Genomic DNA, 23,381 nt, shown 5'->3' with positions numbered 1-23,381 from the left:
GCTGCCGCGAGCAGCATGCCACTGCAGGAAGAGGATCAAACCCGCCCACCCACCAAAGATGGCTGGGTTCCTGCCTTCGGCTCCTGCGTGACCAGCGTCCCCAGCGTGCGCACGTCCCATCCTGCGGCGAGCCACGACGAGGGGTCCAGGGAGTTGCGCCCGTCGATGAGGACCCGGCCCCGTGCGGCGTCGCGCAGCCGTCGTGGGTCGAGGTCGCGGAACTCTGCCCATTCCGTCAGGTGCAGCACGACGTCGGCCTTGCGACAGGCGGCGACCGCGTTGGCGGCGTACCGCAGCTCCGGGGCGGCCGAGCGGGCCGGCACCGCGGCCTGGGGGTCGTAGACCGTCACCCAGGCACCTGCGCGGCTGAGTCGGCGGGCCACGTCGAGTGCCGGAGAGTCGCGCACGTCGTCCGAGAGCGGCTTGAACGACGCCCCGAGGACGGCGACCCGTCCGAAGGCCCGGCCGTTGACGGTGCGCAGCACCGACAACGCCTCCTCGACCACCCGGTCGCGACGCCGGGCGTTGATCGCGTCGACTCCGTGGAGGAACTCCACGGACCGACCCGATCCCAGCTCCTCGGCGCGGGCGATCAACGCTCGCACGTCCTTGGGCAGGCAACCACCGCCGTACCCGAGTCCGGCTCCGAGGAACTTGCGACCGATGCGGTCGTCGTGGCCGAGCGCATCGGCCAGTGATGCGACGTCCGCACCGGTCAGCTCACACAGCTCCGCCATCGCGTTGATGAAGGAGATCTTCGTGGCGAGGAACGCGTTGGCCGAGACCTTGACCAGCTCGGCCGTCGGCAGGTTGCTCACCACCACGGGCGACCCCTCGGCGATCGGGGTCGCATAGACGTTGCGCAGCGCCCACTCGGCCCCGGGCGAGCTCACGCCGAGGACCAGCCGGTTGGGGTGCAGCGTGTCGTGCACGGCGTGTCCCTCGCGCAGGAACTCCGGATTCCAGGCCACCTCCACGTCCACCCCACTGGGGGCCAGTGCCGCGATGCGTGGCAACAGCGACTGCGCTGTTCCCACCGGCACTGTCGACTTGCCGACGACCAGCGTGTTGCGTCCCAGCGCTGGGACCAACCCGTCGATCACGGCGTGGAGATGACTCAGGTCTGCGGCGCCGCTCTCGCCCTGAGGAGTTCCGACGCACACGAAGTGGATGTCCGCGAAGTCGGCTGCCTCGGCCAGGGAGGTGGTGAACCGGAGCTTGCCCGGGGCCACGTGCTTGGCGATCAGCTCGGGAAGCCCGGGCTCGAAGAAGGGCAACTGCCCCGAGGCCAGCGCCCGGACCTTGGCCTCGTCGGTGTCGACGCCGATCACGTCGTGACCGAGCTCGGCCATCCCGGCCGCGTGGGTGGCACCCAGGTAGCCGGTGCCGATGACGGAGATGCGCACGCTCACGATGTCCTCCTCAAGTTGGCCCACCAGGGCGGGTCAGCTGGCGACGCCGAGTCGACGTACGCCCTGGGTGCTGTTCCGGTCGTGGCCTGCTCGGGTCTCGATGACGTCGCGGTAGTGCTGCACGAGTCGCTCGTTGACGGCCCGCCACGAGCGGTTCTCGACGCTGCGTCGCGCAGCCAGCTGCATGCGCCGGCGCAGGACCGGGTCATTGACCAGGCGGGCGACGTCGGCCCGCAGCTCCAGCCCGTTGCCGGGTTCGTAGAGGAAGCCCGCGGAATCGTGGACCACGTCGATCGGGCCACCCGAGCGCGGCGCCACGACGGGGACTCCGGAGGCCAACGCCTCCTGGGCCGATTGGCAGTAGGTCTCGTGACGACCGGTGTGCACGAAGACGTCGAGGGAGGCGTACGCCGCCCCGAGCTCCTCGCCGTGGAGGACGCCGAGGAACGCCGCACCGGGCAGCAGTCGCCGCAGGTTCTGCTCCTCCGGTCCCCCACCGACGATCACCACCCGGATGCCGTCGATGTGGTCGAGGTGGGTGAGCAGGTCGAGCTCCTTCTCGGCAGCCAGGCGTCCGACGTAGCCGACCAGCAGCTCACCATCGGGCGCGAGCTCCTCGCGCAGCTGCGGCGACCTGTGCCGCGGGTCGAACTGCTCGAGGTCGACGCCGCGCGGCCACAGGCCCAGCCCGGGCACTCGCAGCTCCTCGAGCTGGCGCAGGCTGGCGCTCGACGGCGCCAACGTGCGGTCCACGCCCAGGTGGATCCTGCGGGTCAGCGTCGCCATCGCCCGCGCACCACCGGGTACGTCGTACTGCGCGGCGAAGCCGACCAGGTCGGTCTGGTAGATCGCAACGGTCGGGATGCCGAGTTCCTTCGCGGCCTTGGCTGCCTGGTGGCCCAGGGTCGCGGGCGAGGCGATGTGCACGACATCAGGGCGGAACCTCTCCATCTCGAGACGCAGTCGGCGCCGCGATTCCAGGCCGATCCGGAACTCCTTGTAGAACGGCAACCGGGCCCCGCGGACGGTGACCACCGGGAAGCCGGCGTACGACGTCGGGCCGGTCGGCGCGATCAGTCGCGCGTCATGTCCCTGCGTGGCCAGGTGCTCGAGCACCCGGCGCACGGAGTTGGTGACGCCGTTGATCTGCGGCAGGAACGACTCCGCCACGACGAGAACCCGAAGGTGTCCGGTCGTGGCGGTGGGTGCTGGGTGGGCGCTGTCGGCTCGGTGACGCGCGGTGGTGGTCGCGGACGCACGAGGTGCGGCGTCGCGCCGGTCAGCGCGGGCCAGGGTGACCAGGTTGTCGTTGGAGCTGCGGCGAGTGCGCATCGTGTCCCCTTCGAATCGGGTGCTTCTGATTCGGAAGGTAGGGATCAGGACGCAACGGACTCGGATCTTCGGGTGGACGACACGTGAACCCCTCCCCAACGTCGGGGCCTGGTCATTCCGGTGGTCGAGCAGGGCGAGGAACGAGCCCGCCCGTCGAGACCACACACCGGTCCGCTCGACATGCAGGTGCACCGCCCGAACGCCCACTCCACGCTCAGCTCAGCGTCGTGGAGCGACAACTGCATGTCGAGCGGTCCACGGATGAGGCTCAGGAACCGGCTGGGACTACTCCGTGGCGGCGAGCTGCCCGCAGGCGGCGTCGATCTCGTTGCCCCGCGTGTCACGAACCGTGGTCGGAATGCCCTTCGCCTCGAGCCGCCGGACGAACTCGTCCATGTCCTCGTCACGCGACCGCGTGAACTGCGACCCGGGCACCTCGTTCAGCGGGATCAGGTTGACGTGCACCCAGGCCCAGTCGCCGTACGAGTTGAGCACGTCGCCGAGCAGGTCGGCACGCCACGCCTGGTCGTTGATGTCGCGCATCATCGCGTACTCGATCGAGACCCGGCGCTTCGTCGTGCGCGCGTAGTTCCACGCGGCGTCGACGGTCTCGGCGACCGAGAAGCGGGTGTTGATCGGGACCAGCTCGTTGCGCAGCTCGTCGTCAGGGGCGTGCAGCGACAGCGCCAGCGTGACCGGGATGCCCTCATCAGCCAGCTGCAGCATGCGCGGCACCAGGCCGACGGTGGAGACGGTGATGCCTCGCGCACTCATGCCCAGGCCCGCGGGCGCCGGGTCGGTCAGTCGGCGTACGGCGCCGATCATCGCCTTGTAGTTGGCCATCGGCTCACCCATGCCCATGAAGACCACGTTGTTGACACGACCTTCGCCGCCGGCGACCTCACCGCGGGCAAGGGAGCGCGAGGCTGCGACGACCTGCTCGACGATCTCGGCGGTGGACATGTTGCGCTGCAGCCCACCGGCGCCGGTGGCGCAGAACGGGCAGGCCATGCCGCAACCGGCCTGGGAGGAGACGCAGACGGTCGAGCGGCCCGGGTAGCGCATCAGCACGGACTCGACCAGCGCGCCGTCGAACAGCTTCCACAGCGTCTTCACGGTGGTGCCCTTGTCGGCCTCGAGCTTGCGCAGCGGCGTCATCAGGCTCGGCAGCAGCGTGGAGACCAGCTCGTCGCGCTGGGCGGCGGGCAGGTCGGTCATTGCGGCGGGGTCGTCGACCAGGCGCGCGAAGTAGTGCGTGGAGAGCTGCTTGGCGCGGAATCCGGGCAGGCCGGCGTCGGTGAGCAGCTTCTTGCGCCCGGTCTCGTCGTAGTCGGCGAGGTGTGGCGGCGGCTTCTTGCGCCCGCGCGGCTCGTCGAAGACAAGGGGAAGGGTCTTGATCGGTTCAGTCATGACCGCTCCAGTCTCCCATCCCGGTCAACGGGCCCACGAATCCCAGACCCGGGTCGCCCCTGGCTCACCCCGGCGTACGCCGGCTCGACCTGCTGCGAGCGCCCTGTCCGGGCCACTCCCGGGTTTTCCGACTCGGCGCCTCGGGTAAGGATGGAACGTCCCGGCGACTCGGCCGGTGCTCCCTCCCACCCAGGAGTTCGCCATGTCGGCCATCACCCTACGGCGGCTGCTCGCTGCTGTCGGCCTGCTCATCGGCCTGCTCGCGCTCACCGCCTGCGGCGAGGACGAGTCGGGCGACAGCAAGTCGAGCAAGGATCCGGCCACGCCGGCATCGCAGGCGCCGGGGACTGACTCGACCGACGGCCCGGCTGGAGCACCGTCCACCGACACGGTGGACTCGTCATTGCCCCTGAACGAGAACGCTCCTGCCGCGATGGCTCCCCCACTATGGGCCTTTCCGATCGCTCTCGACGGGTGGGAGTGGTCCACCAGGGACCAGAACGGGCTGAACCAGCTCGAGCGGAGCGGCGGTGAGGTCCTCTTCACGTCGTACCAGCTGACGGAGCGCGACACCGACGGCCACGCTGACGCGTCGGACTCGAAGGCCTGGCTCGAGAAGTACGTCAACGAGATGCGGGACAACCCCCGGGTGGTCGACGTCGGTGTCCCGGCCTACAGCACCGCGGAGGTCGACTCCGACCGGGGCACGGTCGAGTTCGTGCGCCAGGACGTGACCTACGAGACCTCCGAGGGGACGACGTACAAGTCCCGTTTCCTGGCCCGCTCGCTCGGTCCGAACCTGCTCGCCGTGCAGTACGCCGCCCCGGTCGCTGAGTGGAGCGAGGAGGAGTGGGAGGAGCTGACCGGCACCGGCCTGATGGTCACTCTCGGTGCGTGACCGTCACCCCGGGTTTCCTGTCGGGACCAACGCTGGCTGGTGCGCGTGGATCAGAAGACCAGGTAGTGGAGCAGCAGCCAGATCGGGGCGATGGTGGCGAGAAGCGAGTCCAGCCGGTCCATGAGTCCGCCGTGGCCCGGGATGATCTGGCTCATGTCCTTGATGCCGAGGTCGCGCTTCATCACGGACTCGCACAGGTCGCCGAGGGTGGCCATGACGACTGCGATTGCGCCCAGCGCAATGCCGACCCACCACTCCCCCTCGAGCAGGTGGACCACCAGGACGACGCCCGCAGCGACACAGGCGACGAACGATCCGGCGAAGCCCTCCCATGACTTCTTCGGGGAGATCACCGGCGCCATCGGATGCTTGCCGAACAGCACTCCTGCGACATAGCCGCCGATGTCGGAGGCGATGGTGACACCGATGAAGGTGATGATGCCCTTGACGCCCTCGTCCCACCGGTCGAAGTCGGTGGAGCCACCCTCGGCGAGCATCAGCGCCACGAACGATCCCAGGAACGGCACATAGATCAGCGTGAACACCGAGGCGGTGGCGTTCTTGACGAAGCCGTCCACCCCGCGCCGCAACAGCCAGAGCATGGTCACCAGTGCAGCGACGGCGGTCGCGGTGACCAGCGCGTCGGCGCCCCACAGGTAGGCCACGACCACCATGACCACGCCACCGGTCATCAACGGCTGCTCGGGAAGGTCGATGTCGCGTGCCAACAGGCCCTGGCGCAGCTCCCAGACCGCAACCACCACGGCGATCGCGACGATCACCATGAAGGCTGGCTTCCAGAACGCCAGCGACAGCGCTATGGCTGCGAGCAGCACGACGGCTGAGGCGATGGCGGCAGGAAGGTTCCGTCCGGCGCGACCGTGGTCCTTCTTGGGTGCGTCGGGTGTCGTGGCAGGCGTCATTGTGGGGTTGCTCAGACCTCGAGCAGCTCGGCTTCCTTGTTCTTCAGCATCTCGTCGATCGCGTCGGTGTGCTTCTTCGTCGTGGCATCGAGCTTCTTCTCGGCCCCGGTGACGTCGTCCTTGCCGACCTCGCCGTCCTTCTCGAGCTTCTCGAGGGACTGCTTGGCGGTGCGGCGAACGTTGCGGACCGAGACCCGGCCGTCCTCGCCCTTGCCCTTGGCGATCTTGATGTACTCCTTGCGGCGCTCCTCGGTCAGCTCCGGGAAGACGCAGCGCAGGACCTTGCCGTCGTTGGCCGGGTTGACGCCCAGGTCCGAGTCACGGATCGACCTCTCGATGGCGCCGATGGCGCTCATGTCGAACGGTGCGATCAGGATGGTGCGCGCGTCCTGGGACGTGAACGACGCGAGCTGCTGGATCGGCGTGGGGGTGCCGTAGTACTCCGCGGTGAGCTTGCTGAACATGCTCGGGTTCGCCCGACCCGCACGGATCGCCGCGAGCTCCTCGCGGGTCGCCTCCACCGACTTCGCCATCTTCTGGTCGGCTTCTGACAAGACCTGGTTGATCACGGTTTCTCCTTGTTGGCTACGGATGTCGCTGCTGGGTCGGCGTACGGCTCGCTGCAGGGTCAGGCGGTCGACGCGCTCACGAGCGTGCCAATCTTCTCACCCTGCACCGCGCGGGCGATGTTGCCCGGGGTGGAGAGGTTGAAGAAGACCATGCCCATGTTGTTGTCGCGGGCGAGGCTGATCGCGGTGGCGTCGGCGACCTTCAGGTCGCGAGAGAGGAATTCGTCGTAGGTCAGCTCGTCGAACTGGACGGCGTCGGGGTTGGTCTTGGGGTCCGAGTCGAAGACGCCGTCAACGCCCTGCTTGCCCATCAGGATCATCTCGCACCGCACCTCGAGGGCTCGCTGCGCAGCCACGGTGTCGGTCGAGAAGAACGGCATGCCGGCGCCGGCACCGAAGATCACGACGCGCCCCTTCTCCATGTGGCGGATCGCCTTGCGTGGGATGTAGGGCTCCGCGACCTGTCCCATCGTGATGGCGGTCTGCACCCGGGTCTCGACGCCCTGCTGCTCGACCATGTCCTGCAGCGCGAGGCAGTTCATCACGGTGCCGAGCATGCCCATGTAGTCGGCACGGGCGCGCTCCATGCCGCGCTGCTGCAGCTCGGCACCACGGAAGAAGTTGCCGCCACCGACCACGATTGCCACCTGCGTGCCGTCACGCGCCACGTCGGCGATCTCCTTGGCGATGCCACCGATCACGTCGAGGTCGAGACCGACCTGGCCTCCACCGAAGACCTCACCTGAGAGCTTGAGCAGGACACGCTTGTAAGGCACGGGCCAATTCCCTTCGTGGAGGTCGTTCGTCGTGGCAAACCTACTGGAGGGTTCCGCCCCCGGTCGAACTTGACGCCCGCACAGACACAGGGGCGGCACGACGTGTTCGTCGTACCGCCCCTGTGTGGAGCCTGCTCCAGGTCTCCTGGCCTGCCGGGGTGCGTGCGTGCCCGGTTGGGTCAGGCGCCGACCTCGAAGCGGGCGAAGCGCTTGATGGAGGTGTTCGAGGCGTCGAGGACGGCCTTCACCGTCTTCTTGCTCTCGGTGACCGACTCCTGCTCGAGCAGGACGATCTCCTTGAAGAAGCCACCGAGGCGGCCTTCGACGATCTTGGCGACGGCAGCCTCGGGCTTGCCCTCCTCGAGCGTCTTCTTCTCGAGCACGTCGCGCTCGGCGGCGACGACGTCGGCCGGGACGTCGTCGCGGGTGAGGTACTGCGCCTTGAGGGCAGCGACCTGCATCGCGGCGGCGCGGGCAGCGGTCTCGTCGCCGTCGTACTCGACCATGACACCGACGGCGGGCGGCAGGTCAGCGGCACGCTTGTGGAGGTAGACCGCGACGGGACCGTCGAAGTAGGCGACCTCGCCCAGCTCGATCTTCTCGCCGATGGTGATGGCGAGGTCCTCGACGACGGCACCGACGGTCTTGCCGTCGAGCTCGACGGCCTTCAGTGCCTCGGTGTCGGCGGCCTTGGCACCCTCGGCTGCCTCGGCGATGCGCTGCGCGGTCGCGACGAAGTCGTCGTTCTTGGCGACGAAGTCGGTCTCGCTCTTGATCTCGACCAGGGCGCCACCGGAGTTGACGACCAGGCCGGCCGAGGTCTCACGCTCGGCGCCGCGGGCGGCGGCCTTGGCCGCGCCCTTGACGCGGAGCAGCTCGACGGCCTTGTCGAAGTCGCCGTCGGCCTCGTCGAGCGCCTTCTTGCAGTCCATCATGCCGGCACTGGTGAGCTCACGGAGCTTCTTGACGTCGGCTGCGGAGAAGTTAGCCATGATCCTTCTTCCTCGAAGTTCAGATGTGTGGAATGTGAACGGCGGCCGCGCCCGCTCGGGACGCGGCCGCCGGTGAAGCGTCGTGCCTACGGCTCGGGCCGGATGGCCCGGGTCGTGGGTCAGGCCTTGTCGTCGGCCTTGGTCTCGGCGTTCACGAAACCGGCGGCCTCGGCGGCCTCGGCCGACTTGAACCAGACCTCGGCCTTGGTGCGGCCGTACCAGGGGCTGCTCGGAGCGTGGAACTTCTTCGAGTCCTTGTTGCCCTTGATCTCGAAGCCCTCGGGGCCCGAACCGTCCTCGTTGGCGGGAGCGGAGTCGGCACCGAACTCACCGGCGGGAACGTCGGCGAGCGGCTTGACCTCGGCTGGCGCCTCGGTGACGGCCTCGGCGGCAGCAGCAGCCTCGGGCGCCTCGACAGCGGCACCGGTGCCCTCGGAGGCCGGGGTCTCGGTCTTGGCGGCGTCGCCACCGGTCGCCTCGACGGCAGCCTTGTCGGCGTCACCGGCCAGGAGCTCGCGCTCCCACTCGGCCAGGGGCTCCTCGGCGGTCGCGCCCTCGGACTTGCCACCGGAGCGGGCGATGAGGCCCTCGGCGACGGCGTCGGCGACGACCCGGGTCAGCAGGCCGACCGCGCGGATCGCGTCATCGTTGCCCGGGATCGGGAAGTCGACCAGGTCGGGGTCGCAGTTGGAGTCGAGGATGCCGATGATCGGGATCCGGAGCTTGCGCGCCTCTTCGACGGCGAGGTGCTCCTTGTTGGTGTCGACGATCCACACGGCGGACGGCGTACGCGTCATCTCGCGGATGCCGCCGAGGGTCTTGTCGAGCTTGTCGCGCTCCCGCTTCATGTGAAGCAGTTCCTTCTTGGTGCGACCCGAGCCGGCGACGTTGTCGAAGTCGACCTCGTCGAGCTCCTTGAGGCGGTTGATGCGCTGGTGCACGGTCTGGAAGTTGGTGAGCATGCCGCCGAGCCAACGCTGGTTGACGTAGGGCATGCCGACGCGGGTCGCCTGCTCGGCGATCGCTTCCTGGGCCTGCTTCTTGGTGCCGACGAACATGATGACGCCGCCCTTGGCCACGGTCTCCTTGACGAAGGCGTAGCTGCGGTCGATGTAGGCCAGCGACTGCTGCAGGTCGATGATGTAGATGCCGTTGCGCTCGGTCATGATGAAGCGCTTCATCTTCGGGTTCCAGCGACGGGTCTGGTGTCCGAAGTGGACGCCGCTCTCGAGGAGCTGGCGCATGGTCACGACTGCCATGTTTCTTCTTTCCTGTTGGTGTGGCCGAGGCACCGCTGCGTGCTCGCCTTGTGCTCCGATCCGCATCGGAGAGGCAAGCCGGTGGATCGACCAGCATTGTTTTCAGTTCGTTGCTCCCGACGGGTGTCGGGTGCCCTGACGCCGCGTGGCCATCCGATCCGGCCCGCTGGAGCGGGGCCGGAACTGAGGATCGTCACCCACGGGTGGTCGCACTCCGCGAGGAGTACGTCGTGGTCTGCGAGCGTGCGAAGTCAATCCGCGGACGGATTGCGGAGTCCAGCCTAGTTGATCCGGGCGTGTGCGACCAATCGGGACCGAGGCCGTTTTGCGCGCACAGGCGACGGCCGGCCGCCCCCTCTCCACAGCCTGCCGCGCGCGCCTCCCACGCCCCCGCCATCCGGGACACGATCACTCCATGTGGAACCGACGCGACTCCCTCTCGATCCTGCTGGTCCTGGGCCTGTGGCTCCTGGTCAGCGGGAGTTGCGCCGGGTCCGCAGCCGCGAGTGACCGACCCGCCCCCGAGGGTGCCTGGCCACTCGTCCCGACCCCCACCGTCGTGACCGGATTCGACCCCCCGGCCACGCGGTGGGGTTCCGGGCATCGCGGGGTCGATCTCGTCGGATCCCCGGGCCAGGTGGTGCGCTCCGCCCTCCCGGGCACGGTCACGTTCGCCTCGGCGCTGGCGGGCCGTTCGGTCGTGGTGGTCGACCACGGCGCCACGCGTACGACGTACGAACCGGTGATCGCCTCGGTCGCGGTCGGTGACGTCGTCGGCGAGGGGCAGCCGATCGGCCGACTCGAGCTGCGCCAGTCGCACTGCCTCCCGGCAGCCTGTCTGCACTGGGGGTTGATCCGCAACGCGGACGACGTCTATCTCGATCCCCTGACCCTCGTCGGAGCCCAACCCGTGAGGTTGCTCCCCTTCGCGGGCCTCTCCATGTCCATGGCCCTGCCGTCCATGCCACCGAGCAACGCCACCACACCGCACCAGTCCGACGGGCGCGCGTGGCGAGCGTTGATCGAGAGTGGCCTCAACCGCGACTGAGGCGCCCGCGCAGTCCGGCCAGGCGCCCGCGCAGTCCGGCCAGGCGGCCGGGTCGCTTCCACTGCGGGTCGTTGACCGTCGCCTTGCCGGTTTTCTCAGCGTGCGGCTTGACCACGCTGCCCCGCTCGAACACGACGATGCTGTCGTAGAAGTGCATCGACTTGGTGGTGCGGGTGAAGTCGTCCACCTGGAGCCTGCGTGGCTGCTTGGAGTGCCAGGCGTTCAACTTGTCGGTCAAGCCCTTGGCGTACTGCATGAACGTGCCCGGCTTCCGGTAGCCGCCGCCCCACTTCGGCCAGTAGCTGGTGTGCAGGTCCTCGATCAGGAACACACCGTCCTCACTCATGGTCGGATAGATCTCCTCGTAGGTGGCGATCTGCTGGGGACCCAGATGGCCACCGTCCTCGATCAGCACGTCGACCGGCCCGATCTCCTCGACGATGGACCTCAGGAACTCGCGGTCCTCCTGGTCCCCGATGAAGATCTTCGTGTTGCGCTGCTCCAGCTCCTTGCACTTGGGGTTGATGTCGACGCCGTGGATCTTGGCACCCCGCCCGAAGTAGTCGCGCCACATCTGGAGCGAGCCGCCTTGGGAGACACCGAACTCCAGCACCACGGGCTTCTTGCCGCGGAAGCGCTCGAAGTGGCGGTGATAGATATCGAAGTAGTGGATCCACTTGTGGATGAGGCGGTCGTCGTTGTTGCGGAAATAGGCTTCCAACGGATTCTCGAGTGAGGACACCGAGTCAACCTAGTGGAGGCTTCCGAACCTCCCAAGGGTCACGCGCGTGGGTGCGCCTGCTGATAGGCCGCCCGGAGCCGTTCGCTGCTGACGTGCGTGTAGACCTGTGTGGTCGACATCGACGAGTGGCCGAGCAACTCCTGCACGGTACGCAGGTCTGCACCACCCTCGAGCAGGTGGGTGGCCGCGGTGTGCCGCAGGCCGTGGGGACCGATGTCGGGGGCGCCGGGGACGTCACGGATGCGCTTGTGGACCAAGGTGCGCACCGCGCGCTGGTCGATCCGCTTGCCGCGCGCACCCAGGAACAGTGCCGGGCCCGCACCTTCGCCCCGCAGCTTGGGGCGGGCATGGTCGAGCCACCGCTTCAGCGCCAGGGCTGCAGGCTGGCCGAACGGGACGGTGCGCTCCTTGCGCCCCTTGCCCAACACACGCGCCACCTGACGGTCGAAGTCGAGGTCGTCGACGTCGAGGCCACACAGCTCCCCCACACGCATGCCCGTGGCATAGAGCAGCTCGAGCATCGCCACGTCGCGGATTCCCACCGGGCTGCCGTCGTCCGCGAGCTCAGCAGCCTGCTCGACGAGCTCTCGGGCCTCGTCCGCCCGGAGCACGTCGGGCAGCGGCCGGTGCGCCTTCGGCGACGCCAGCAGGATTCCGGCATCGGTCTCGGATCGCCCCGTCCTGACCAACCATCCGGTGAAGACACGCGCTGCGGTCGCACGACGTGCGATCGTCGTCCGCGACCTGCCCTGGGTCTGCAGCCGGGCCAACCAGCTCCGGAGGGTGCGCAGGTCGAGGTCCTTCAGCTCGTCGATTCCCAGCCGATGAGCGTGGTCGAGCATGGACGAGACGTCGCCGAGATAGGCGCGCACCGTGTGCGGGGTGAGGTCGCGCTCGCTGACGAGGTGGCGCTCATAGTCGGCGAGGACCGCGGCCATCGCTTCGGGGAGCAGCTCTTCCTCGTCCATTGCGGCGAGTCTAGGCCCGCCTCGGACCGCTCGACCGCAACGACACTGCCTGTGCATGAAAACCGGGCCAAAAGGGCCTCTGACCTGCGGAAATACTTCTCCACAGATCGCCGAAACCTCTTGTCATCGAACATCCATTCGAAGCAAAATATGGACCATGTCCAGCACCTTCGCGCCCACCTCCTCGACCGTCGCCGAGGTGCTCGAAGATGCCCGGGCGATGCGACTCGCCTCCGACGATGCAGAGCGCCTCATCCTGCTGCGGGCCACCGAATGGGCGGCCGCGCACCCCGTCGACGGTCCCCACGACACCGGCGCCTTCGAGATCGTCGAGGCCGATGAGTTCCGGGTGCAGACCCTGCCTCAGATGGCCTACGACGCCGGCGCCGAGTTCGCGCTGGCGATCGGGATGTCCCACGAGGCCGGCGACCGGCTGATCCACGAGTCCATGGAGCTGCGTCACCGGCTTCCCCTCGTGTGGGAGCGCCTCGCCCGGGGCGAGCTCACCGCCTGGCGTGCTCGCCGCATCGCGCAGATGACCATCGGTCACCCCGACGACGTCGCCGCACACGTCGATGCGGCCGTGGTGCAGGTCGCCCACAAGGTCGGGTTGATCACCCTCGAACGCCTCATCGACGAGGCGATGCTGGTCCTCTACCCCGAGCAGCGCGAGCAGCAGCAGCTCGAAGAGCTCGACAAGCGACACGTCACCCTCGATTCCAACTTCTCCCACACGGGCCTCGCCCGGATGCAGATCAGCGGTGAGATGAAGGACGTCCTCGACTTCAACGACAAGATCAACCAGATCTCCCAGATCCTGCACAGCCTCGGTGTCCCCGAGAGCCATGAGGTGCGTCGTGCAATGGCCATCGGCATCCTCGCGGACCCGGCAGCCGCCCTCGACCTGATCAACGGCACCACGATCTCGCGCAAGCCGAGCAAGAAGATGACCCTCGTGGTCCACCTCTCCCGTGACGCCATCGAAGGAACCTACATCGTCGGACGGTTGGAGAAGGGCCGCGTTCCCCTGCTGGTCCCGCAGATCCGTGAGTGGGCGGGCCGTGGTGACACGCACCTGACCGTCACGCCGGTGATCGACCTCTCCGAGCACGAGAACGTCGAGCAGTACGAGCTTCCCGACCGGCTCAAGCTCCGCATCGACGCCCGCGACCACGTCTGCGTCTTTCCCTTCTGCAACCGCGTCGCCACGCGTTGCGATCACGACCACACCATCCCGTTCCACGAGGGAGGCGCTTCGTGCGAATGCAACGTCGCTGCCCTGTGTCGTCGCCACCACCGCATGAAGACCCACCGTGGTTGGAGCTACTCGGTTCTCGAACTGGGCACCTACCTGTGGTTGTCCCCGGCTGGCCGCAGCTACTTCCGCGACAACACCGGCAGCACGGACGTCACTGGCGATCATCCGCCAGACCCCGGCGACGGATGTTTCCGGCGGCCATCGTCTGGTTCACCACCAAGCGACGGATCCGTCAAGCATCGAAAGAACCCGGATTCCTGATCAGCTCCTGCCCCCGGGCAATCGTCACGAGCCACGACTCCACGACGCCTTCTCGAACTGTCGTCAGACCTGCGCTTCGTCACCCCGGGTGGTGAAGTGACGACCGGTCAGCGAGACGGTGGCCAGGATGACGAGCGCGGCGCCGAGCCATTGCCGCTCCAGCAGTCGTTCTCCCACGAAGGAGGCAGCGGCGAGACCGAACACCGGAGTCAACGGCAAGAACGCCCCCGCCGTCGATGCAGGAACCCCGCTCAGACCAGCCACGAAGAACCAGAACGCGAATCCGTAGTAGATCGAACCCGACAGAACGGCCAACGCCCACGAGCTGGCATCGGCGGGTGGTCGCAGGTCAGCGACGCCAGTCAATGCAGACAACCCAGCAACGACCACCGCGCACGTGAGCGCGGCTCCCTGTTGGACGAGTGCCACGAGCAGAGACCCATCGTCGAGCAACAACCTACGGGTGAGCACTGTGTAGCAGGCGCAGGCGGTGACAGCAGACACGGTCAGAGCAATGCCAGCCAGATCGCCGGCTGCTCCTGGTCGATGGACCACCAGGAGCACTCCGACCAGCGCCACGATGACTGCCACAAGTGTCGCTGCCGCGACCCGCTCTCGAAGCACGAGAATCGCAATCAACAAGATCAACACCGGTTCACTGCCCCAGAGCAACACCGACATGCTGGCGCTGATCGTGGTCAGCCCGAGCAGCCCCAAGGCGTAGGCCGCGCCGGGATTGAGCACCCCAAGCAGGGCCAGCTTGCCCAAGGCACGACTTCCGACCCACGCCACACGCAGGAGGAACATCAGGCCCACCAGGAGCAGGCAACTTGCGGCGAGCTCGATGACCAGCAGCGTCAACGGCGCAACGCCACGATCAAGGACTTGCTTGCTCAAGACTGTGCCCCCGCCCCAGCAGGCGGTGGCAGCCACCAAGAAGAAGAAATGACGACATGAGCTGGGTGCAGACATGACTGCGACTCCGGTCGCGCGGCAGGACGGACAGAACGGCTGATGCTGGCGGCGCAGAGATGCCGCCAGGAGTCAGCCGATGTGCTCCTCGTCATCACAGCGGTCATAGGCAGGGAGCCGCATCGTGCCCACGGACATGCGGTTCCTACCCACCTCACCACGGTAACGCGTCCGCCGCCATTGCGTCGCTGTCGCGCCAAGACTTTGTTCAGTAGCCGCCGAGCAGAACAGACCGCGCCTCGACGACCTCGAGGTTGGCCGCGGTCCCACTTGTGGTGACGGTTCCCGGCACCGGCAGCCACCGACCATCACCCACCCGATAGGTCGCAGACCAGGTCACGTCCACCCGCGGATGAAGAGCCTCGGACGGGTGTTCATAGCTGTGGGAGACATAGGCGGTCATCGGCAGGGCCGAGTCGTAGGCGACCCCGGGACTGCTGGTGGTGAACTGTTCACCATCGCCGGAGACCCATGTGTAGGACGTGGGTCGGATCCGCAGCTGCACCCGCTGCCCGAGCAACCGGAACGACCTCGTGAAGGCGTCCACCTCGGTGCGATACAGCGTTTCGAAGTTGATCAATGTCTTGCCGCCCGGTGGCTGGATCACGATGTCACCCGGCGGAATCACGGTGGCACGAAAGGCGCGCAAGACAACCACGCCCCAATTCACCTTGGCGGGCTTGGCTATGGAGCCGGGCCCGCCGCACACCTTCAGCTCAATTCGGCGCCCGTTCAATCCCTTCCGAATGGACATCGTGAGTTCATCGCACGTGTCGATAGGATTGGACGCTGAGGTGGGCAAGTACGTGTCCCGGTCGTCATCCGAGGACTCACGACAAACCAGTCTCGAACCGACAAACGCCTTCCCAGCTACGTTTCCGGAAGTGGAGGTCATCTTGCATCCATTGATCTGCGTCGCACTGGCCATCACAGGAGCACTCACACAGACGCACAGCACAAGCGTCACGAAAGTCAGAAAGCTCTTCATTGCACGAAGCCCACGTTCTTGACCTTCCATCGGCCGTGCACTGGCTTCAACTCGAAGAACCATTCAAAGTTCTCCGCCTTGAACGGTGCGGGCCGGCCTCCTGCTTCCGGGATTCGAGTGCCTTCCGAGGCAGACACGAACAGCTGGAGGCTGACGAGCGGTGCCGAAGTCGTGTCAACGTCGGTCAACTCGCCCGCGACGAATGATGAATGCTTGAAGCGAACCCTTCCACCCGCTTGGTGAAGGGACACAAGGTCGTCGATGAACTGCTGACAGAGATCACACGCTCCTGTGGAGATGTGCCGAAGCCGGCTCGCATCGCCCGTCCGTAGCGCTCGTGCATAGGTCTCCACCCAGATCCGGGCGACCTGCTCGGCGCTGATCTCGGTCGCGGGCTTGTCCTCGGGCCAGCCACCCTTGGGTGGCTTCGCGGGCTCCGGAGGCGTGTAGGTCGATGTCGGCTCCGAGGGACTCGAGGACTCCGACGGGGTGAACGTCTCCATCGGCTCATCGCTGGCGTCGGAGTCACCGTTGCAACCACCGAGCACCAGGAGGGTGGACAGACCAAGAGCGACGAGTGCCCGACGAGATGGTTGCATGTGTTCCGTCCTGTTCCCGAGGGCGCCGGAACGGTGGCGCCGGTCCCCACCGTATGACGAATCGGACATGTCGCGGAAGGTCCAGTGGCATGACTGTGGAGAACTCACGTTCGTGCCTCGCGCGTCAATCTCCAGCCGTGCTTGCTCTGCTCGACCAACCCTTCGGCGGAAAGCTTCTGCAGCGCTCGGCCCGCCTCGACCAACCCGACTCCGGCCGTGCGCGAGATGGAGTCGACGGCGACCGGGTTGGCCACCGGCACCGCCTCGAGGACCTGGGCGTCGCGGGAGGAGAGCCTGTCGCGTCGTCGCTCACGACCACGCGGCATCTCGAAGAGGTACTCCCCCGAGGGCTTGATGAGCTCGAGCACCTCAGCACTCCGGGTGACCAGAGTCGCCTCGCCGTTGCGGATGAGTTGGTGTGCACCCTCAGACGGTTCACTGGTCACCGGCCCGGGGACTGCCATCAACGGCCGGTTGAGCTGGGTCGTCCAATTGGCAGTGCTCAGCGCACCCGACCTCGCGGCCGCCTCCACCACCACGGTCCCGCGAGCCAGACCCGCGATGAGCCGGTTGCGGGCAAGGAAGCGAGAGCGCATCGGCGACCAACCCATGGGCACCTCCGACACCACGGCGCCGTGCTCGGCGAGGTAGTTGAGCAGGTTGGCGTGGGCCTCGGGATAGCACCGGTCCACCCCACAGGCGAGCACCGCGACAGTCTTCCCCGATGCCGACAACGCGCCCCGGTGTGCCGCCTGGTCGATGCCGAAGGCGGCACCGGAGATGACGCAGGTGCCGGTCTTGGCGACTTCGGCCGAGATCTGGCCCGCAACGTCGATGCCGTACGTCGTGCACGAGCGCGAGCCGACCACGGCCAGCGAGTCCTGCAGCTCGTTGAGCCGCAGCGGACCCTTGACCCACAAGCCCAGGGGAAGCCCACCCCGGTCCCTGACCCCACGGACGGGCTCGAGACCATCGATCTGGCTCGGCCACTCGTCATCACCGGGAATGATGAATCGGATCCCCAGCCGAGCGGCTCGATCGAGCTCACGCTCCGGGTCGTTGTCGGCCAGGCGGAGGGCCACGTCCGTGAGCACTCCGTGCGGATCGCGGTCCTGGAGGAGGAGCTCGTGCAGCGTCACCGCTCCCAGATCGGCGACCAGGTCGCGGATCCGAGCCTCGCCGGGCTCCGCGAGCTGGCAGAGCGCTGTGCGTGCCAGGCGTTCCTCATGAGTGGCACTCATCCGACGGCACTCATCGTCGACAGGACTCGAGCCGGCAAGGCCTCCCCCGTCCGCAACCGGAGCGCGACGTCGAGCTCCGCCGCCCCAGGCTGCTCGACTCCGGCCAGGTCGGCCACCGTCCAGGCGAGGCGGTGCACCCTGGTCGCACCGCGTCGGGTGAGCCGTCCGTCATAGATCGTGGTGTCCAGCTCGGCGGCGGCCTCGTCCGTCAGCGGCCAGAGGTCTCGCAGCATCGGGCCGGGGGCCTGTCCGTTCACCCTCCACGACAGTCCGTCGTATCGGTGGGACTGGATCCTGCGCGCTTCAACCACCCTCTCCCGGACGCTGGCCGAGCTCTCGGGGCGGCTGAGTGGATCACCGGCCTCGTGCGCACGGACGGGCATCACGTGGCGAGTGATGTCGATGCGGTCGATCACTGGTCCTTCGAGCTTGCGCCGATATTCGCGACGCTTCAGCTCACCGCAGGTGCACCTGTCATCGGCCGGGTTGGGCGCGTAGTCACCGCATCGGCACGGGTTGCAGGCCAGCACGAACATGCCCCTCGCCGGGTAGGTCGCGGTCTCCTCTCCACGCGCGATGGTGACCTCGCCGGACTCGAGTGGTTGACGCAGCGCCTCGATGATGTCGCTGTTGATGAGCGGGAACTCGTCCAGGAACAGGACCCCGTTGTGGGCGCGGCTGAGCTCCCCCGGCCTGACCCGTCCGGTGCCTCCGCCGAGCAGGCTGGCCCGCGACGCCGAGTGGTGGGGAGCGAAGAACGGGCGTCGCCTGATCAACCCTTGGTCGGGATCGAGCGCCCCGGAGAGCGACAGGATCGCGGTCAGCTCCAGTGCCTCGTCGACGGAGAGATCCGGGAGGATCCCGGGAATCCGCTCGGCGAGGGACGTCTTGCCGGCGCCCTTGGGCCCGGTGAGCAGGATGTGGTGCCCTCCGGCGGCGGCGACCTCCATCCCGTAGCGCGCGTCCCCCATCCCGAGCAGGTCCGCCATGTCGACCTCGTCGAGCCGGTTGTCCCCCTGCCACCTGAGCAGCGCACCGGACGTGTTCGAGTCGACAGGCGGGGCTTCCGGCACCTCGATCCCCTGCAGCTCGGCGATCACCTGGGCCAACGAGCGGAAGCCGAAGACCGACATCCCGGGGACCAGTGCGGCCTCTGCCGCCTGTGGCTCCGGCACGAAGACCCGTCGGAATCCTCGCGCCGAGGCAGCCATGGTCATCGCGAGCACTCCGGGAACGGTGCGCAACCGGCCGTCGAGCGTCAGCTCGCCCAGCATCACGGTGCCCTCGAGCGCCTCGCGCAACGTGTTCTTGTCATCGGCCGCAGCCAGGACGCCGACCGCGATCGCGAGGTCGAAGTGGGTTCCCCGCTTGGGCAGGTCAGCAGGCGAGAGCAGGATCGTCACTCGTCTGGTTGCCGGCCACGTGAACCGGCTGTTCGTGATCGCCGTGCGACAGCGGTCCTTGGCCTCGTTGATCGATGCATCGGGGCGGCCGACCAGACTGGTGGCCACCATCCCCTGGGAGACGTCGACCTGCACGTCGATGAGGTGGCCGACCGCACCCTCGAGAGCGACGCAGTGGGCCGTTGCGACCGCCATCAGCCGATCCCCCGGAGGTGCTCGATGGTCGGTGTGCCGCCCTTCGGGCAGACGATCGCCACGACATCGAGGCGTACGTCGGCTTCGCGGGCACCACTGGCCGCCATCCACTGGCTCGCCAACCGGCGCATCCGGGCGAACTTGGTCACGGTCACGGCCTCGTGGGGCGTGCCGTACGACGACGACCTGCGGGTCTTGACCTCGCAGAAGACCAGTGTCCTGCCGTCGCGCAGGACCAGGTCGATCTCGCCGTCATCACATCGCCAGTTGTGGTCGAGCAGGACCATGCCCCGCTCGATCAGGTGGCGAGCCGCGATCGCCTCGCCGTAGGCACCGAGTGCCTGTCTCTGCTGTGCCATCGAACCCATGTCCTGACCTCCTGGGCCAAGAGTGGTCGGGCACGGGGACGGGCGAGATCAGGAAATGGGCAGGCGGTGGAGAAGTCGGGGTGAGTGGGCTGCTGTGGAGAGTTGGCGGCTCGAACGCGTCACGGCGGGGTCGATCAGGGCTTGGGCGGCTCGAAGTCGGAGGCCGCGAGCTCCTCGACGTTGACGTCCTTGAAGGTGAGCACCTTGACGTTCTTCGCGAACCGCGCGGGGCGGTACATGTCCCAGACCCATGCGTCACTCATCGACACCTCGAAGAAGACGTCGCCGGACTCGGTGCGTGCCTTCACGTCGACCGCGTTGCACAGGTAGAAGCGGCGGTCCGTCTCGACGACGTACTTGAAGATCGACACCACGTCGCGGTACTCGCGATAGAGGTTGAGCTCCATCTCGGTCTCGTACTTCTCGAGATCCTCGGCACTCATGAGCACTCCTCCTGTCGCGGGTGGGGCGAGTCTATGGGGTCGGCGCGGACCACACCGGGCAGGTTCCACGAACGCCGGTGGTGCACGGTCGGGCCCAGCTCTGCGAGCGCGGCGAGGTGCTCCGGCGCCGAGTAGCCCTTGTTCTCCAGCCAGCCGTACGCCGGGTGGGCGCCCGCCAGCTCGACCATCATCGCGTCACGCGTGGTCTTGGCCAGGACGCTCGCAGCAGCGACCGCGGAGCACCGCATGTCCGCCTTGATCGCGGTCACCACCGGGGGTACGACGACGGGCGCCGCGGGCTCGTCACCGAACAGCCCCGGCTGCTCCCGCGGGGTGAGGTAGTCGTGGTTGCCGTCCAGCAGGACCAGGTCGGGAGTCACCGACAACCCGGCGAGTGCACGGTGGCCGGCCATCCGCAACGCCGCCATGATGCCGAACTCGTCGATCTCGGCCGGGGTGGCATGACCGACGGAGTGCGAGAGCGCCCAGCGTCGGATCCGTGGCGCAAGGCGCTCACGTGCAGCCGGTGTCAGCAGCTTGCTGTCGCGGACCCCTTGGGGCGCCGTACGCGTGGTCTCGGCGATCACCACCATGCCGATGGTGACGGGCCCGCAGAGCGCACCGCGGCCCACCTCGTCCGCGGCGGCCAGGTAGGTGTGACCGTCGCGCAGGAGGCTGCGTTCGAAGCGCAGGGTCGGCGCGTTCACTCGGAGTCCGGGACGTCCTCGAAGACAGCAGGACGCTTGATCCGATGGAAGCGGTCCTTGGGCCAGACCAGGGCGAACACCTTGCCCACCACGTCCTCGACCGGCACCAGGCCACGACTGGGCGGGCACTGCTCACGCTTCGGGTTGGCGCACATGTGGGCGGTCGAGTCTCGCGAGTTGCCCCGGTTGTCCCCCATCACCAAGAGGTAGCCGGAAGGAATCGTGACGTCGAGGTTGCAGTTGATCGGGCTCTGCGGCGCTGCACACTCGGCGTCGCCCTTGATGTAGTCGCCCTCGTCCATCACGTGGCCGTTGATCGAGAGGCGGCCCTGCTCGTCACAACAGGTGACGTGGTCGCCGGAGACGCCGATCACCCGTTTCACCAGGTGACCACCGGTCGGGTAGAGGCCGATCCTGGCCATGCCCTCGGCGAGCAGGTTGGACGGGCCCTCGTCCTCACCGGGCCCGAGCCAGCCGCCCGGGTCCTTGAACACCACCACGTCGCCACGCTCGGGCTCACCGGAACCCCAGTAGGACACCTTCTGCACCAGGATCCGGTCGTTCTTGATCAGGCCCGGCTCCATCGACTCCGACGGGATGTAGAACGCCTGGACGAAGAAGGCCTTGATCACGATCGCGAGGACCAGCGCGATGCCGATCAGCAGGATCGTCTCCTGCCAGATCGGCAGCTGCTTGCGCTTGCGCTTCACCTTGCCGCCGCCCGTCGTGCCCGCGTCGGCGTCGTCACCGGTGCTCCGGGAACGCGAAGACCGCGACGCCTCCTCGTCGTTCCCGGAACCTGTGGTGCCGGCCTCGTCGTGGAGGTCGTCGCGGTCTTCTGAAGTCACGCGGCAGAGCCTAGACCTTGTGGGGTCGAGTCTCGCGCTCAGGCCTCGCGGCGCTCCTTGATCTTGGCAGCCTTGCCGCGCAGGTTGCGCAGGTAGTAGAGCTTCGAGCGGCGGACGTCACCGCGGGTGACGACCTCGATCGACTCGAAGATCGGGGAGTGCAGCGGGAAGGTCCGCTCGACACCGACGCCGAAGGAGACCTTGCGAACCGTGAAGGTGCGGCCGACGCCGGAGCCCTGCACGCGGATGACGACGCCCTGGAACACCTGGACACGCGAGCGCGAGCCTTCGATGACCTTCACGTCGACCTTGACGGTGTCGCCGGCGCGGAACTCGGGCAGGTCGCTGCGAAGCTTCTCGCTGGCCAGCTGGTCGATGAGGTTTGCCATGTCAATCTCCTCGCGAGTGCCACAGGTCAGCCGCGGACAGTGTTGTGTGATCGGGTGTCGATCGGCGGTGGTCCAATGGTGCTGGCCGGCGGCGCCCGCTCCCCCTGTGGCAGGAGGCGAGACACAGATCCTCCACATCAAGGGACGTGGAGCGATCCTTCGGCCGAGTGGACCAAGGACGAAGTTTGCCACATCGGGCAGCGAGTCAGAAAATCCTGCGCTTGGTCAGCAGCACCGCACCCGGGACTCCGTCGACGGCGCCCGTGTTGCGGTAGCCGGCCTTCTTGTACATCCGCAGGTTCTCGGTGCTCCTGGCGCCGGTGAAGAGCGAGTACGACGTGGCCTGCCCGGGTGCCAGCGACTCGGCGTGCTGGAGGATCCATCGGCCCAAGCCGCGCCCCTGCAGGTCGGGAGCCACCATCAACCGGCCGATGTCCCAGGTGGTGCCATCGAGGCGTCCCCGGCACGACGCGAGCAGCCGCCCGTGATGGCGTACGACGTGGGTCGTCCAGGTCTCGAGCGACGCGACCACGTCGGCCAGCGACTCGTGCAACGGAGGGATCTCGATGCCCGGGTTGGCCTGCGCCTCCTGCATCCAGCAGGCGCGTTGCAACGTCAGGATCTCGCCGGCGTCAGCCCGGCTCGCGGGGCGCACCTCCAGGTCGCGCAGGTCACCGACGGTGAGCGCCTGCGAGGCGTGCAGCAGGTCGGGGCGGCGCTCGGCCGTGCGGTGCTTCGCCTGCTCGTGGCGCCACGTCGCGATCGCCGCGTGGTTGCCCGACAACAGCACCGGCGGGACGTCGAGCTCGCGCCAGGAAGCCGGCTTCGTGAACACCGGGTACTCCAGCAGACCGTCCTCGTGCGACTCCTCGGCCAGCGACTCCGGGTTGCCCATGAAGCCCGGAACGAGGCGAACGACCGCCTCGGTGATCGCCAGGGCGGCCACCTCTCCCCCGTTGAGCACGTAGTCGCCGATCGACACCTCGCGGACGTCAGCGCGCGTGCGTGCGTGGTCGATGACCCGCTGGTCGATGCCTTCATAGCGGCCGCACGCGAAGACGAGTCGCTCGTGGGTGGCCAGCTCACGGGCCATCTGTTGGCTGAACGGCGCACCGCTCGGCGTGGTGAAGATGATCGTCGCGCCCTCGACGTCGAGGTCGTCGAACGCGGCGCCCCACGGCTCCGGCTTCATCACCATGCCGGCTCCACCGCCGTAGGGGGTGTCGTCGGTCGTGTGGTGCTTGTCGGTGGTCCACTGCCGCAGGTCGTGGACGTGCAGGTCGAGCAGGCCTTTGGCCCGCGCCTTCCCCGGCAGCGAGAGCTCCAGGGGCGCGAAGTAGTCGGGGAAGATCGAGACCAGGTCGATGCGCATCGGTGGCC

24 protein-coding genes and 1 pseudogene are annotated in these 23,381 nt (G+C 67.7%); 3 read left to right on the top strand and 22 right to left on the bottom strand.

The genetic code is table 11. From position 1 onward, the window contains the following. Nucleotides 1–35 precede the first annotated feature (35 nt). The 3 genes from ncot_RS06185 to rlmN form a co-directional block, all read right to left on the bottom strand. Nucleotides 36–1,412 (bottom strand): UDP-glucose/GDP-mannose dehydrogenase family protein, encoded by a 1,377-nt coding sequence (locus tag ncot_RS06185; RefSeq protein ID WP_206065171.1) that lies wholly within the window; start codon nucleotides 1,410–1,412, stop codon nucleotides 36–38. Nucleotides 1,413–1,445: 33 nt separating this feature from the next. Beyond that, nucleotides 1,446–2,744 carry a glycosyltransferase family 1 protein gene (locus ncot_RS06180; RefSeq protein ID WP_168616819.1) on the bottom strand — a complete coding sequence of 433 codons (1,299 nt, stop codon included), beginning with the start codon at nucleotides 2,742–2,744 and terminating at the stop codon, nucleotides 1,446–1,448. Between the two features lie 285 nt (nucleotides 2,745–3,029). Beyond that, complete coding sequence (gene rlmN, locus ncot_RS06175; protein WP_168616818.1) at nucleotides 3,030–4,154, bottom strand: 23S rRNA (adenine(2503)-C(2))-methyltransferase RlmN; 1,125 nt, start codon at nucleotides 4,152–4,154, stop codon at nucleotides 3,030–3,032. Nucleotides 4,155–4,356: 202 nt separating this feature from the next. On the opposite strand from rlmN, the gene ncot_RS06170 reads away from it, so the two are divergent. Continuing rightward, a complete protein-coding gene (locus ncot_RS06170; RefSeq protein WP_168616817.1) occupies nucleotides 4,357–5,052 on the top strand; it encodes a hypothetical protein in 696 nt (231 codons plus the stop codon). 50 nt (nucleotides 5,053–5,102) lie between these two features. On the opposite strand, the gene ncot_RS06165 is transcribed toward ncot_RS06170, so the two are convergent. From ncot_RS06165 to rpsB, 5 genes are all read right to left on the bottom strand, one after another. Then, nucleotides 5,103–5,975: a phosphatidate cytidylyltransferase gene (locus ncot_RS06165; RefSeq protein WP_168616816.1), complete on the bottom strand. Its 873-nt coding sequence runs from the start codon at nucleotides 5,973–5,975 to the stop codon at nucleotides 5,103–5,105. 11 nt (nucleotides 5,976–5,986) lie between these two features. Then, a complete protein-coding gene (gene frr, locus ncot_RS06160; protein WP_206065328.1) occupies nucleotides 5,987–6,541 on the bottom strand; it encodes a ribosome recycling factor in 555 nt (184 codons plus the stop codon). Between the two features lie 62 nt (nucleotides 6,542–6,603). After that, nucleotides 6,604–7,320: a UMP kinase gene (pyrH, locus tag ncot_RS06155; RefSeq protein ID WP_168616814.1), complete on the bottom strand. Its 717-nt coding sequence runs from the start codon at nucleotides 7,318–7,320 to the stop codon at nucleotides 6,604–6,606. Nucleotides 7,321–7,499: 179 nt separating this feature from the next. After that, nucleotides 7,500–8,312, bottom strand: a complete 813-nt coding sequence (tsf, locus tag ncot_RS06150; RefSeq protein WP_168616813.1) for a translation elongation factor Ts — start codon at nucleotides 8,310–8,312, stop codon at nucleotides 7,500–7,502. Between the two features lie 119 nt (nucleotides 8,313–8,431). After that, nucleotides 8,432–9,571 (bottom strand): 30S ribosomal protein S2, encoded by a 1,140-nt coding sequence (gene rpsB, locus ncot_RS06145; protein WP_168616812.1) that lies wholly within the window; start codon nucleotides 9,569–9,571, stop codon nucleotides 8,432–8,434. A gap of 415 nt (nucleotides 9,572–9,986) precedes the next feature. On the opposite strand from rpsB, the gene ncot_RS06140 reads away from it, so the two are divergent. Then, a complete protein-coding gene (locus ncot_RS06140) occupies nucleotides 9,987–10,619 on the top strand; it encodes a peptidoglycan DD-metalloendopeptidase family protein (protein WP_168616811.1) in 633 nt (210 codons plus the stop codon). On the opposite strand, the gene ncot_RS06135 is transcribed toward ncot_RS06140, so the two are convergent. After that, the gene (locus tag ncot_RS06135) at nucleotides 10,606–11,361 is read right to left on the bottom strand and encodes a class I SAM-dependent methyltransferase (protein ID WP_168616810.1); all 756 of its coding nucleotides are present in this window, start codon (nucleotides 11,359–11,361) and stop codon (nucleotides 10,606–10,608) included. The genes ncot_RS06140 and ncot_RS06135 overlap by 14 nt on opposite strands. Before the next feature lie 38 nt (nucleotides 11,362–11,399). Beyond that, on the bottom strand, nucleotides 11,400–12,329 hold the full coding sequence (locus tag ncot_RS06130; protein WP_168616809.1) for a tyrosine recombinase XerC: 930 nt from the start codon (nucleotides 12,327–12,329) through the stop codon (nucleotides 11,400–11,402). Between the two features lie 157 nt (nucleotides 12,330–12,486). Here ncot_RS06130 and ncot_RS06125 point away from each other — a divergent pair, with 157 nt between their 5' ends. Beyond that, the gene (locus ncot_RS06125) at nucleotides 12,487–13,848 is read left to right on the top strand and encodes an HNH endonuclease signature motif containing protein (RefSeq protein WP_168616808.1); all 1,362 of its coding nucleotides are present in this window, start codon (nucleotides 12,487–12,489) and stop codon (nucleotides 13,846–13,848) included. 63 nt (nucleotides 13,849–13,911) lie between these two features. Here the strand turns inward: ncot_RS06125 and ncot_RS06120 are convergent, their stop codons facing one another. From ncot_RS06120 to trmD, 12 genes and pseudogenes are all read right to left on the bottom strand, one after another. Continuing rightward, a complete protein-coding gene (locus ncot_RS06120) occupies nucleotides 13,912–14,820 on the bottom strand; it encodes a DMT family transporter (RefSeq protein ID WP_168616807.1) in 909 nt (302 codons plus the stop codon). 208 nt (nucleotides 14,821–15,028) lie between these two features. Further along, complete coding sequence (locus tag ncot_RS06115) at nucleotides 15,029–15,574, bottom strand: hypothetical protein (RefSeq protein WP_168616806.1); 546 nt, start codon at nucleotides 15,572–15,574, stop codon at nucleotides 15,029–15,031. A 230-nt stretch (nucleotides 15,575–15,804) separates the two neighbouring features. Next, nucleotides 15,805–16,407 (bottom strand): hypothetical protein, encoded by a 603-nt coding sequence (locus ncot_RS06110; protein ID WP_168616805.1) that lies wholly within the window; start codon nucleotides 16,405–16,407, stop codon nucleotides 15,805–15,807. Nucleotides 16,408–16,511: 104 nt separating this feature from the next. Next, the gene (gene dprA, locus ncot_RS06105) at nucleotides 16,512–17,648 is read right to left on the bottom strand and encodes a DNA-processing protein DprA (protein WP_168616804.1); all 1,137 of its coding nucleotides are present in this window, start codon (nucleotides 17,646–17,648) and stop codon (nucleotides 16,512–16,514) included. Continuing rightward, nucleotides 17,645–19,246: a YifB family Mg chelatase-like AAA ATPase gene (locus ncot_RS06100; protein WP_168616803.1), complete on the bottom strand. Its 1,602-nt coding sequence runs from the start codon at nucleotides 19,244–19,246 to the stop codon at nucleotides 17,645–17,647. The genes dprA and ncot_RS06100 overlap by 4 nt, the downstream gene beginning before the upstream one ends. Then, the gene (locus tag ncot_RS06095; RefSeq protein ID WP_240938094.1) at nucleotides 19,246–19,614 is read right to left on the bottom strand and encodes a YraN family protein; all 369 of its coding nucleotides are present in this window, start codon (nucleotides 19,612–19,614) and stop codon (nucleotides 19,246–19,248) included. The genes ncot_RS06100 and ncot_RS06095 overlap by 1 nt, the downstream gene beginning before the upstream one ends. A 134-nt stretch (nucleotides 19,615–19,748) precedes the next feature. Next, nucleotides 19,749–20,057, bottom strand: a complete 309-nt coding sequence (locus tag ncot_RS06090; protein ID WP_056676328.1) for a DUF2469 domain-containing protein — start codon at nucleotides 20,055–20,057, stop codon at nucleotides 19,749–19,751. After that, nucleotides 20,054–20,764: a ribonuclease HII gene (locus ncot_RS06085; protein ID WP_168616802.1), complete on the bottom strand. Its 711-nt coding sequence runs from the start codon at nucleotides 20,762–20,764 to the stop codon at nucleotides 20,054–20,056. Before ncot_RS06085 ends, ncot_RS06090 begins: the two co-directional genes overlap by 4 nt. Next, complete coding sequence (gene lepB, locus ncot_RS06080) at nucleotides 20,761–21,612, bottom strand: signal peptidase I (protein ID WP_168616801.1); 852 nt, start codon at nucleotides 21,610–21,612, stop codon at nucleotides 20,761–20,763. Before lepB ends, ncot_RS06085 begins: the two co-directional genes overlap by 4 nt. A gap of 38 nt (nucleotides 21,613–21,650) precedes the next feature. Next, nucleotides 21,651–22,001 (bottom strand): 50S ribosomal protein L19, encoded by a 351-nt coding sequence (gene rplS, locus ncot_RS06075; RefSeq protein ID WP_168616800.1) that lies wholly within the window; start codon nucleotides 21,999–22,001, stop codon nucleotides 21,651–21,653. Nucleotides 22,002–22,206: 205 nt separating this feature from the next. Next, nucleotides 22,207–22,596 carry a GNAT family N-acetyltransferase gene (locus tag ncot_RS19615; protein ID WP_240938165.1) on the bottom strand — a complete coding sequence of 130 codons (390 nt, stop codon included), beginning with the start codon at nucleotides 22,594–22,596 and terminating at the stop codon, nucleotides 22,207–22,209. A gap of 93 nt (nucleotides 22,597–22,689) precedes the next feature. After that, a pseudogene (gene trmD, locus ncot_RS19610) lies at nucleotides 22,690–23,373 on the bottom strand (tRNA (guanosine(37)-N1)-methyltransferase TrmD); the annotation flags it as partial. Between the last annotated feature and the right edge of the window lie 8 nt (nucleotides 23,374–23,381).

The organism is Nocardioides sp. JQ2195 (assembly GCF_012272695.1).
In the GTDB taxonomy this organism is placed as follows: domain Bacteria; phylum Actinomycetota; class Actinomycetes; order Propionibacteriales; family Nocardioidaceae; genus Nocardioides.
Note: the sequence above shows the minus strand (reverse complement) of the source record. Positions and strands in the feature narration are given on the sequence as shown.